Source organism: Geobacillus sp. B4113_201601 (assembly GCF_001587475.1).
GTDB lineage: Bacteria > Bacillota > Bacilli > Bacillales > Anoxybacillaceae > Geobacillus > Geobacillus icigianus.
In genome coordinates, this window is the sequence record NZ_LQYX01000029.1 from 21,007 (window position 1) to 32,933 (window position 11,927).

Genomic DNA, 11,927 nt, shown 5'->3' on the forward strand with positions numbered 1-11,927 from the left:
CACCTTTAAAAGAGGCGCATCTATCTCCGTCTTCTTCTCTTCCTTACAATAAAAGCAAAGAGGGAAAAGGAGAGGATGACGATGACAGACAAACGAACGGTACAAGCGCTTTCCGGAACAACGCGGCGAGCGAAAGGATGGATTCAGGAAGCGGCGCTGCGCATGTTGCACAACAACTTGCATCCGGATGTCGCCGAGCGGCCCGATGAGTTGATCGTTTACGGCGGCATCGGGAAAGCGGCGCGCAACTGGGAATGTTACGAGGCGATTGTGGACACTCTTCTCCGGTTGGAAAACGATGAGACATTGCTCATTCAATCGGGCAAGCCGGTCGCGGTGTTTCGCACCCACCCGGATGCGCCGCGCGTGCTCATGGCCAACTCGAACCTCGTGCCGGCATGGGCGACATGGGACCATTTCCATGAACTGGACAAAAAAGGGCTGATCATGTACGGACAAATGACGGCCGGCAGCTGGATTTACATCGGCAGCCAAGGGATCGTCCAAGGGACGTACGAAACGTTCGCCGAAGTGGCGCGCCAGCACTTTGGCGGCACGCTGGCAGGAACGATCACGGTAACGGCCGGCCTTGGCGGCATGGGCGGGGCGCAGCCGTTGGCGGTGACGATGAACGGCGGCGTCTGTCTCGCTGTTGAAGTCGACCCGGCCCGCATCCAGCGCCGCCTTGACACGAAATACCTTGACACGATGACCGACAGTCTGGACGCCGCGCTCGCCATGGCCAAACGGGCGAAGGAAGAGAAAAAGGCGCTGTCGATCGGCCTTGTCGGCAATGCGGCCGAAGTGTTGCCGCGGCTCGTTGATATGGGTTTTGTTCCGGACGTCTTGACCGATCAAACGTCCGCCCATGATCCGTTAAACGGCTACATCCCCGCCGGGTTGACGCTTGAGGAGGCGGCCGAGCTGCGGGTGCGCGATCCGAAGCAGTACGTTGCCCGCGCCAAACAGTCGATTGCCGCGCATGTGCGGGCGATGTTGGCGATGCAACACCGAGGAGCGGTGACGTTTGATTACGGCAACAACATCCGCCAAGTAGCGAAAGACGAAGGAGTCGAAGACGCCTTCTCTTTCCCGGGCTTTGTGCCGGCGTACATCCGCCCGCTCTTTTGTGAAGGAAAGGGCCCGTTCCGCTGGGTGGCGCTCTCCGGCGATCCGGAAGACATTTACAAAACCGATGAAGTCATTTTGCGCGAGTTCAGCGAGAACGAACGCCTTTGCCATTGGATCCGCATGGCGCAAAAACAAATCCAATTCCAAGGGTTGCCGGCGCGCATTTGCTGGCTTGGCTACGGCGAGCGGGCGAAGTTCGGAAAACTCATCAACGACATGGTCGCCCGCGGTGAATTGAAGGCGCCGATCGTCATCGGACGCGACCATTTGGACTCGGGTTCGGTCGCCTCGCCGAACCGGGAGACGGAAGCGATGAAAGACGGAAGCGATGCCATCGCTGACTGGCCGATTTTAAACGCCCTGTTGAATGCGGTCGGCGGCGCAAGCTGGGTGTCGGTTCACCACGGCGGCGGCGTCGGCATGGGCTACTCCATTCACGCCGGCATGGTCATTGTCGCCGACGGGACGAAAGAGGCGGAAAAACGGCTGGAGCGTGTGTTGACGACCGACCCCGGTCTTGGTGTTGTCCGCCACGCCGACGCGGGGTATGAGCTCGCCATTCGGACAGCGAAAGAAAAAGGCATCGATATGCCGATGCTGAAGTAGAAAGGAGAACCGCCTATGCGCCCGCTCTTTGTCCGCCGCGCCCGCCAGCTCGTCACGCTGGCGGGAAGCTCCGCGGCTCCGCTTGTGGGAAAGAACATGAGCGACCTTTCCATCATGGAAAACGGCAGCGTCTGGATCGAAAACGGCACGATCACCGCCGTTGGTCCGGACGACGAACTCGTCCGCCGTTTCGCGGATCGGCTTGCCGAAGCAGAGGTGATCGACGCCCGCGGCAAAACGGTCACCCCCGGCCTTGTCGACCCGCACACCCATCTCGTTTACGCCGGTAGCCGTGAACACGAATGGACGATGCGCCTCGGCGGGGCGACGTATATGGAGATCATGAACGCTGGCGGCGGCATTCACGCGACGACAAAGGCCACCCGCGAGGCGTCGGAAGAGACGCTGTACGAAGAAAGCAAGCGGCGGCTCGATCAGTTTTTGCTTCACGGCGTCACGACCGTTGAGGCGAAAAGCGGCTACGGGTTAAGCCTTGAGCATGAAATGAAGCAGCTTAACGTCGCCAAGCGGCTTCATGACACCCATCCGGTCGATGTCGTTTCCACCTTTCTTGGCGCCCACGCCGTTCCGCCGGAGTGGAAGCACGACCGGGAGGAATATATCCGTTTGATCGTCGAAGAAATGATTCCTGAAGTCAGCCGTCAGGGGTTGGCTGAGTTCAACGACGTCTTTTGCGAGCGCGGCGTGTTCACCCCTGATGAGGCGCGCCGCATCCTCGAAGCAGGCAAAGCGCACGGCTTGACGCCGAAAATCCACGCCGATGAGATCGAACCGTACGGCGGCGCCGAACTGGCTGCTGAGGTGGGGGCGATATCGGCCGACCACTTGCTTCGTGCCTCTGATGACGGCCTCCGCCGCATGGCGGAGCGCGGCGTGATCGGCGTCCTCTTGCCAGGCACAGCGTTTTTCTTACTAACCAACGCCGCCAACGCCCGTCGCTTGCTCGACGCCGGCGTCCCAGTCGCCTTAGCGACCGACTGCAACTCCGGCTCATCGCCGACCGTCTCGCTCCCGCTGGTCATGAGCCTTGCCTGCTTGCATATGCGCATGACCCCGGCCGAGGCGCTTGCCGCCGCCACGATCAACGCCGCCCACGCCATCGGCCGCGCCCATGTGATCGGCAGCCTTGAACCAGGCAAGAAAGCGGATTTGGTCGTTTTCAACGTCCCGAACTACGTGCAAATCATGTACTATTACGGCGTCAACCATGCGGAGACGGTGATCAAGGACGGGAAGGTGGTGGTGGCGGGAGGAAAGGTGCGCGCTTGAGGGGGGATGGTCTTCCGTTGAAGCGTTTGGCGACCGGAAGCGGGATGCTTCCGGTTGCACAGTCTTGCGTAAGAAGAACAATGGGGGTGGAGAGAAATGAAAGCGGATCCAACCATAGCGCCATCCACGCCGGCAAGCGGGGCATGGAAGTTTTTCGTCTTTAGCGCCATCGGCATTTTCGTATTTTTCGTCCCGGTTTCGATCGGCGGCACATCGTCAATTTTGCTCGATCATATTGTGACATGGATCCGCACCCAGTTTTCGGCACTTGTTCCTTATTATGCTCTTATCGTGATCGCTCTCGGTGCCGTTTATCCGTTTTACAAAAAAACGTGGAACAAAGATGCTGTGACAACCGTTTTTTCACTGTTGAAAGTTCTAGGACTGATCACGGCGGTCATGCTTGTGTTTCACATCGGTCCGTCGTGGCTGTTTCAGCCGGATATGGGGCCGTTTTTGTACGATAAGCTCGTCGTTTCCGTCGGCTTGCTTGTGCCGATTGGCTCGGTTTTTCTCGCTCTTCTTGTTGGCTACGGGCTGCTTGAATTCGTTGGTGTGTGGATGCAGCCGATCATGCGGCCGATTTGGAAAACGCCGGGCCGCTCGACCATCGATGCCGTTGCCTCCTTTGTCGGCAGCTACTCCATCGGTCTTTTGATCACGAACAAAGTGTTCAAAGAGGGCAAATATACGGTGAAAGAGGCGGCAATCATCGCTACCGGCTTCTCCACCGTATCCGTCACATTTATGGTGGTTGTCGCGAAAACGTTAGGGTTAATGTCGATATGGAATACGTATTTTTGGGTGACCTTTCTCGTCACGTTTGCCGTTACAGCGTTCACCGCTCGGATGTGGCCGCTAAGCCGCATGAGCGATGAATACTACGACGGCAAGGGGGATCCCGAGCAAAGAGTGACGGGTAACTATATGAAACAAGCTTGGTCTGAGGCGATGAAAGCGGTAGCGCAGTCAAAAGGGATCGGGACGAATATATGGGAAAACTTGCGCGATGGTTTTATCATGACGATGGGCATTTTGCCTTCCATTATGTCGGTCGGACTGATCGGGCTGCTGCTCGCTGAATATACGCCGTTTTTTGATTGGCTGGGCTATCTGTTTTATCCGTTTACTCTTCTCTTGCAAATTCCAGAGCCGTTGTTGGCAGCGAAAGCTTCGGCCATCGAGATCGCCGAAATGTTTTTGCCAGCCTTGCTTGTCACTGAAGCACCGCTCGTAACAAAATTTATAATTGCCGTTGTTTCCGTTTCTGCCATCTTGTTCTTTTCTGCTGTCATTCCATGCATTGTATCCACTGAGATTCCGCTCAGTTTGCCGAAACTGCTCGTCATTTGGTTCGAGCGGACGGTATTGACGCTCATCCTCACCGCACCGCTGGCGTACTGGCTGCTTTGACAATGAGCGGACGTCAAGACAAGCGGATGTTTCTTTCCGATTGAGAACGAGCGAGGAGAACTTGACTGCTCGAACTTCGGGGGAGGGGTCGCCAAAACAATGATCAATGTGAAACATTGGCTAGCCATGGCAATCCTTTTTTCTTATCCGCATGCAGTATATGGGAAACGAATCGATATTGATCAGTGACGTCGTCCATCATTGACCTGACTATACGCGGTTTGCGCCGGGAGGATCAGCGCTGGCAAAAGAACAGCATCCACCCTAGCGATTCGTTCGCTTGAGGGTGGATGATTTCCTTTGATAGAGCGGCAGGACCGAACTCCCCCGAACTTTGTGAAGCGGCCGTCCGCATCGGCACTGCCAATATGGCTTCGCCCGGCCGTGCCGCTTCGTGCTAGTAAGGATTCCAGATCACGTGAAATGGGAAGCTGATGCCGCCAAGTGTCTCCGATGGAGAGACTTGGCGGTAAAGCGACCTGCTCCTTTCATCACCGGCCTCCAGATGCTTACATCGTTTCCCGCTGCTGCTTTAACAAATCGCGAATTTCGGTGAGCAGCTCTTCTTCTTTTGTCAGCGTCGGCGCTGTTTCCTTCACTTCTTCTTGCTTTTTCACCCGTTCGTATAAGGTGTTGATCAGTTTGACAAACAGGAAAATCGAGAAGGCGATAATCAAAAAGTCGACAACCGTTTGGATAAACGCTCCATATTTGATTTCCGCCTTGCCGACTTTCCATGATAAGCTGCTGAAATCAATGCCGCCTAGAATCAACCCGACAAGCGGCATGATGATGTCATTGACGAGCGAGGAAACGATTTTGCCAAACGCCCCGCCGATGATGACCCCAACGGCCAAGTCAATGACATTGCCGCGGATGGCGAATTTTTTAAATTCGTTCCACATGACAGTCTCCTCCCTCTAGAAATGTTGATCTATCAAGGATGTTCGGCCTTTCAACGGCGTCAAAAAATATGGTTCGACAACATTCATTTCTTGAACGGTCGTTTTCTGTATTATACCATACAGCGGCTTGGGAAAAACGTTTCGAGACGAAATCATAGAAAATCGATCGTATTTATAGTATTATAAGCGTGTCAACGAAAGCAAAAAGGGGGATATGCACCATGGAAATGACCGCGCAACAAGACGTTCGCGCCAAGCAGGCGGCGAACGCTCCGAAAAATCCGACGGCATGGATCATTGCAGTCTCCTGCTTCGTCCTAATCGGCGGCGCGTTGTTCTTGTATAGCCGCGTGTCTTGGCAACAAGCGATGTTGTATTTGTTGGGAGCACTCGGTGGCTTTGTGCTTTACCAGGCCCATTTCGGCTTTACCTCGGCGTGGCGGAAATTCATTTTGTACCGCCAAGGAGAAGGCATTCGGGCGCAGATGATCATGATGGCGGTGGCCAGCGCGTTGTTTTTGCCGCTATTGTTGAAAGGATCGGCGTTTGGCCATCCGGTGTCAGGGTATGTATTTGGCGTAGGGGTGTCGGTGATCGTCGGCGCCTTTCTGTTTGGCATCGGCATGCAGCTGGGGGACGGCTGCGCGTCCGGGACGTTGTATCATATTGGCGGCGGCGATGCCAATGGCATAGTGACGCTCATCGGTTTTATCGCCGGATCGGTCATTGCCACGGCTCACTTTGATGTATGGGCGCAAATGCCGCAATGGGAGCCGTTCTCGTTCATTGTCCAATTCGGCGCGCTTGGCGGGTTTGGATGCCAGCTTGTTTTGTTAGGAGCGGTCTATTATATTGTGACGGTGATGGAAAAGCGGCGCCACGGCAAGCTGATGACGATGCCGCTTGCCAATCGGAACGGCTGGAAGGCCATGTACAAGGGTCCTTGGCCGCTTCTTGCTGGCGCGCTGCTGCTCGCTCTTGTCAATGCGCTCGTGCTGCTCATCAGCGGCAAACCGTGGGGCATCACGTCCGCGTTTGCCTTATGGGGCGCGAAGGCGGTGCAACTGTTTGGCATTGATCCGACCGCTTGGACATATTGGCAAGACGAGGCGAAACGGCAGGCGCTCGCCAATCCGCTCTACTACGATACAACGGCGGTCATGGACATTAGCTTAATGTTCGGAGCTTTATTGGCCGCGGCGCTCGCTGGCCGCTATGCGAAGCCGGTGCAATGGAAGCGGCCGACGCGCATGACGATTGGCGCGCTCATCGGCGGATTGATGATGGGTTACGGCGCCCGACTGGCGTTCGGCTGCAACATCGGTGCGTATTTTGGCGGCATCGCTTCCTTCAGCGCTCACGGCTGGGCTTGGTTTGTCTTTGCTTTCCTTGGCAGCTTGATCGGCGTCAAGCTGCGCCCGTATTGCGCATACAAAAACTAGCAATCTTGCGCCCCGCTGTATAGGTGGGGTGCTTTTTTCATTTGTAGGCGCCGTATGATACAATAGTAAAGGTTGGAAACAGGCTCGTCAGTTTCGAATGGATGCGCCCGAAAGGATGAAAGGCATGCGAACGAAAGCTTCCATCGTCTGCATCGGCGGGGCGAAATCGATTTTGGATTTAGGCTTGACGCTTGAGTACCTCGAGACGCACGGCGTTCCGGTTCTTGGCTATCAGACGGACGTCCTGCCAGCCTTTTACTCGCGGACAAACCCGTTTCGCGTCGATTACCGCTTAGACAGCGCCAAAGAGATCGCCCAGTTCATTGAAACCAAATGGGCGCTCGGCTTAGCCGGCGGCTTCGTCGTTGCCAATCCAGTTCCGCCAGAAGACGAGCTTGAGGAATCGTACATCACCGCCATCATCGAACAAGCGCTCAAGGAAGTGGAAGAAAAGCGTATCACCGGCAAAGCGGTCACCCCGTTTTTGCTTGACCGGGTGAAAACATTCACCGACGGGAAAAGCTTACAAGCGAACATCGCCTTAGTGAAAAACAACGCCGCCTTAGCGACCGACCTTGCCTATGAACTGTCTTAATGTGAACCGCGGTTGCCGACCCTCGAAGACTTGTTTACTTGCCTGTGAACTGTCTTAATGTGCGCGCCCCCGCCCTGATGGAAGAGCGGGGGCATGATGGCAGTGGAGATGTTATCGGGTGTGAAGCAAATGGCGGATTTTTCGATCATGCTGGGCGATTTTGACGGAGTGAAAGTCAACGGTCTCTTGTGTTTCAGCCAGTTCGACGCGGATGTGGCCGAGTTTCGCTTCGAGCCGTTCGAACCGTTCGTTCACGGTGCGCTCCAACTGGGCGATTTGCCGCTCAAACCGTCCGTCCATCTCCTCGATGCGCCCATCCATTTCTTCGATGCGCTTGTCCATCTCTCCGATCCGTTTGTCCATCTCTTCCATGCGTCTTTCCATGTCTTCCATCCGTTTGTTCATCATGTTCGTCTGTTCGTTCAGCGTTTGGACTTGTTGATGGAGCGAGTCAAATTTCTCATAGAGCGCTTCGAACTGACTGCGCATGTCTGCCGCGTACAAATCAAGCGCTTGCAAGATTTGCGCCAATATCGTTTTTTCTTCCATAAACACTCACCTCCTTTCTCTCTAGTATATCAGACAAGCAAGCTAACGAGAAGAAAAGATAGGTTTCAAACAGGCGGGATTTTGTCAATGATTATAAAGGGGGGGCACAGCCATGACAGAAATGTCCCTGTATTCATCGTTTGGCATCTATTGGGTTGCTGATGGCCCTCGTTTCGACCACTGTCACGGCCATCATTTTCGTTGCGATTTTTGCAGTTAGAGTGTTAAAATGGAAAATATTCGTCATGGGACTAGCTGAACGTCGATGTCCGGCTGGCACCAGAGACGAAGGAAGAAAAAGGTGGGTGTGATTATGTCCTTTTTAGAAACGATCGAACCGTATTTATTTTGTGAAGATCCTCTCCTCCGTCAGTTTGCCTTTTACGCAATAGAGGAGTACCCAGGCGTTCCAGCTGCGTGGGTGGAGCGTCTCATTGACGAGGTCGTCACAACTGCCGACGAGGACATGCGAAGAATGATTTTGCGCGGCGTATCGAAACAACCGCTGACCGATCGGGCGCTTGAACGGTTGTTGACCATCAAAGATGCGGCCAAGTATGTCCGCTGGTTTTTCCCGTTTTCGGTTGCGCAACTTGAAACCTACGGACAGCAACTGCTTCGCCACTTCCCGCGGTCTTGGCAACGCGCTGTCCGGCTTGTGGCCGAGGGAGCGGAAGACGACGTATGGGATCACTACTTTTCGTTGCTTTCCCGCTTGGAACAGGAAGAGATGTTTAACCAGAACTTGTTTTCCGCCGCCAAGCAAGTCGTGCGCATTCTCGTTGAGCGCGAGTGGCTGACAAAGGAAGACGTGAGTCTCACGTGGATGAAAAATGAACAGCAGCCATGGTTTACGTACGACGGTATTTTGGCGGTGTATGCGCTTTCGTTGCTGGGCGCCACCGAATATATTCCAAGACTAGCCTCGCTGTTGGAACAACAGGATGACGATGTGCTCCTCGATCAAGTCGTTTATGCGTTGTCGGCGTTTCAAAACGGCGAAGTCATCGAAGCCGTACGCCCCTATGCGTTTCAAAAGGAAACGGTCTTTTCGGCCATTCATGTGCTCGCCAACATTAAATCAAAGCAGGCCGTCCGTGTATTGCGGGACGTGTTTTCCGAGCTGCGCGATGATGACATGCGCGCGTTTTGCTTTGAGGCGCTTTGCCACCAGCTGGATCAAGAAGCGCTTCCGGAAGTGGAAGAATATTTAGAAAGAGTGGAAAAACGGGGGCATTCCGGGCTGATCGATGTAGAACAAACCGCTTACGGATATTATACCATTCTAGGGCTCGACCATCCGAAATTAGAAAAATGGAAGGCGCTCGCCGAGCAAAGATACCGCCATTTTCAAGCGTTGTTGCAAAACCCGCCTTTGCCAAAAAACATTCCATACCGCCGGGAAGAGCCCAAAATCGGCCGCAACGACCCGTGTCCATGCGGCAGCGGGAAAAAGTATAAAAAGTGCTGCGGGAAGTAAACACACATACTTGGCCGAACCAACAGCCCGCCTCCGCGCCTGAAAGTGAGGAGCGGGCTTATTGCTAAAGATCCGCACGATGCTTCGAGGTTCGCAGGAATCTCCCATTCTAGAAGGCTGGTGATTTAAGGAAGCAGGCCGCTTACCGACCTCGTTTCTCAAATAGAAAAAGCTCTGTCGCATCGGTATCGCCTTTCACACGCTCCCCCATTGCTCAAGAGAAGCAACCGTTTTTCACCAGCTTTCTAGGCGAAGCGAAAGGGAAAGAAGGGGGGCGGCTCGGAGGAAGGAGTATGCACGGAGAAGGAAAAAACAATCTGAGTCTCGAAAAAACGGAGCCCATTCTTTCCGACAAGGGAGAAGACTTTCTGAAAGAACGGGCAAAAAAATGATATTTTATGTTTACGCCTTAAAAAGTTCCTCTACATTGACTTCAAAACCTTTTAACACTCGTGATCGAGCCATTCCTTTTCCTCTTAATACATCGGTTTGCTCGTATTGGGCTTCGTCATTGAGGGAATAAATTTGCACCGTATTGAGCATTGGATTCACGATCCAGTATTCTTGGACTCCGTACTGCATATAGAGATTGAGTTTAAACACCAAATCGTGCGCTTGATTCGATGGACTTACTATTTCAATGATCAGTGTCGGTACTCCGACAAATTTGTTTTCCATTAATCCGCTTTGATCACATATGACGGATAAGTCCGGAATGACGATTTTTGTTCCATCGATTTTGTCGTTTTTCAGTTCAATATCAAACGGGGCGTGAAAGACTTCGCAATCCTTGTCTTCTAAAAAATTGAATAATTTGGCGTGCAATCGTCCGGAAATTCGTTGATGCTGGGTAGAAGGGGATGGGGACATAAAGACAGTACCGTCAATGTACTCTAAGATCCGATCTGTACTTTCTCTCATTTGGTAAAACTCTTCGAGAGAAACGAAATGGTTGTTAGGCAGGCTCACAAAAACACCTTCTTTCCCCTTTTTGTTATTTACTGTAAACCAACCGATCCACTAACACCAGAGATCAAGCGAAAAAGGAGACGTGAACCGGACTGCTTAAGGAAGATGGATGTGCCAACCACTCAGACAAAGAAGTTCATGTCTTATGGATAGAGTAGCACAGCATCAAGGAATCGACAAGTTTTCCTTAGCATGAGAAGGCCGGTAAAACACACCTGTCACCAGCCCGTCGGAGGTATTTCGCCAAAAACATTCATGAGAAAATGTTGCTCGCGATCTAGCCGGCTGGTGAAAAAGCATGGTCGTCAATGGACGCGGTTAGAAATGTGAATCTAAACATTTTATCGTTTCCTAGTTCAAAAGAGCTTTGTTCTTTCGCCGTAAAATTGTCGGTCATGCGGTTTCCCGAAATGAGGAAGCTGCATGACCGACTCTATGGCTTGCCAAGCTGAGAGATACGGACAAGCGACTGAGTAGAGCCGGACAAAGAGAGCGATGGAAGAATAAAAGAGAGCTTGCCACCATAGCAAAAAACCGTTATAATACAGGCTGTACGTCTCATAGACAGTACGTTGGCAGCTAGACGCGGTCTCCCTGCCGTAAACGAGAGAGCGGAGTCGCCGACGTTGAGTGCGCAACACGGCGTCAAAAGGGGAAACCGTGCTGCTCGTGCTCTCTGTAGGAGCGATGTTTCTTGACTTTCATTCACTCTCCCGCCGCAACGGCTTCAGGAGCCCGCCTATTTATCCGTCCAATGCCGAATGCAGAGCCAACACGGCCCCGTAGCTCAGTGGATAGAGCGTCGGTTTCCTAAACCGTGCGTCGGAGGTTCGAATCCTCTCGGGGCCGCCATCTACATACGATCGGCTCGGGTTGAAGTTGCTGAAACCCTTGATATGACCGCGTTTGCGGTCATTTTTCATTTTTTGGGAATCCCGAAAAAACGATAGAATCCGAACAAATTTTGCACGAATTTTGTGCGCATGAGAAGTGCGTTGCCCATATAAAAATGATTTTGCCAAGTGACCTATAAGGCTGGTGAAAGACCGCGGATTCCTCATCTGATGATACCATTTGCCAAAAAACGAAGCCGAACCGGATTCTTGCCCCGAAAGGCATCGCCATCCAAGCGAAGGAGTTCCCCCGCTATATCGAGCCAAACGACCCCCTCCTCGTCACGGTGGGGAACGAGCGTGATCGTGCCTACTGCTGCGAAGGTGCGCTCAACGGTCTTGATGACGCGGTGGTGCGGCTTACTTGGAAGGCGGATCAACCCATGACACCGGATCATCTCCTCATCTCCATGTTGTCTTCGGCATCGACCCGGAGCTTAGCGATGAAGAGATCTTGTGTGACGATGCCCAGCGCTGGACGATTGAATGCGTTTTCCTGCAGGACAAAGACCAGCTGAAGTCAGGTGGACCGTGTTCGCCACGTTCGGGCGGTGAAACGGTATGGGCTCGTGGTGCTCTTAGCCTGTGTATACAGCATCGCGGAATCTCAACAAGACCTCTCTTCCGGCCTGGAGCTTCTTCGGTCTCGGAAAG

General features: G+C 53.3%; 8 protein-coding genes, 1 tRNA gene and 2 pseudogenes. 8 read left to right on the plus strand and 3 right to left on the minus strand.

Features of this window, described 5'->3' with window-relative positions:
• Positions 1–81: 81 nt before the first annotated feature.
• From hutU to B4113_RS04050, 3 genes are all read left to right on the plus strand, one after another.
• Complete coding sequence (hutU, locus tag B4113_RS04040) at positions 82–1,737, plus strand: urocanate hydratase (RefSeq protein ID WP_369802217.1); 1,656 nt, start codon at positions 82–84, stop codon at positions 1,735–1,737.
• Positions 1,738–1,752: 15 nt separating this feature from the next.
• Complete coding sequence (hutI, locus tag B4113_RS04045) at positions 1,753–3,027, plus strand: imidazolonepropionase (RefSeq protein ID WP_033020871.1); 1,275 nt, start codon at positions 1,753–1,755, stop codon at positions 3,025–3,027.
• A 96-nt stretch (positions 3,028–3,123) separates the two neighbouring features.
• On the plus strand, positions 3,124–4,440 hold the full coding sequence (locus B4113_RS04050; protein WP_033020873.1) for a YjiH family protein: 1,317 nt from the start codon (positions 3,124–3,126) through the stop codon (positions 4,438–4,440).
• A gap of 509 nt (positions 4,441–4,949) precedes the next feature.
• Here the strand turns inward: B4113_RS04050 and mscL are convergent.
• Positions 4,950–5,345 (minus strand): large conductance mechanosensitive channel protein MscL, encoded by a 396-nt coding sequence (gene mscL, locus B4113_RS04055; protein WP_031410164.1) that lies wholly within the window; start codon positions 5,343–5,345, stop codon positions 4,950–4,952.
• A gap of 221 nt (positions 5,346–5,566) precedes the next feature.
• Between mscL and B4113_RS04060 the strand changes: the two genes are divergently transcribed.
• A complete protein-coding gene (locus B4113_RS04060) occupies positions 5,567–6,787 on the plus strand; it encodes a YeeE/YedE family protein (RefSeq protein WP_033020876.1) in 1,221 nt (406 codons plus the stop codon).
• Between the two features lie 130 nt (positions 6,788–6,917).
• Positions 6,918–7,382 (plus strand): annotated as a pseudogene (locus B4113_RS04065) (pseudouridine-5'-phosphate glycosidase); the annotation flags it as partial.
• A gap of 111 nt (positions 7,383–7,493) precedes the next feature.
• Here the strand turns inward: B4113_RS04065 and B4113_RS04070 are convergent.
• Entirely contained in the window at positions 7,494–7,931 is a 438-nt protein-coding gene (locus B4113_RS04070; protein ID WP_033020884.1) for a hypothetical protein, read from the minus strand.
• Positions 7,932–8,232: 301 nt separating this feature from the next.
• Here B4113_RS04070 and B4113_RS04075 point away from each other — a divergent pair, with 301 nt between their 5' ends.
• Complete coding sequence (locus tag B4113_RS04075) at positions 8,233–9,411, plus strand: HEAT repeat domain-containing protein (protein ID WP_235597949.1); 1,179 nt, start codon at positions 8,233–8,235, stop codon at positions 9,409–9,411.
• Positions 9,412–9,813: 402 nt separating this feature from the next.
• On the opposite strand, the gene B4113_RS04080 is transcribed toward B4113_RS04075, so the two are convergent.
• A complete protein-coding gene (locus B4113_RS04080; RefSeq protein WP_033020890.1) occupies positions 9,814–10,380 on the minus strand; it encodes a Uma2 family endonuclease in 567 nt (188 codons plus the stop codon).
• A 776-nt stretch (positions 10,381–11,156) separates the two neighbouring features.
• Here B4113_RS04080 and B4113_RS04085 point away from each other — a divergent pair.
• Positions 11,157–11,232 (plus strand) — tRNA-Arg (locus B4113_RS04085).
• 235 nt (positions 11,233–11,467) lie between these two features.
• Positions 11,468–11,927, plus strand: a pseudogene (locus B4113_RS20280) (IS701 family transposase); the annotation flags it as partial.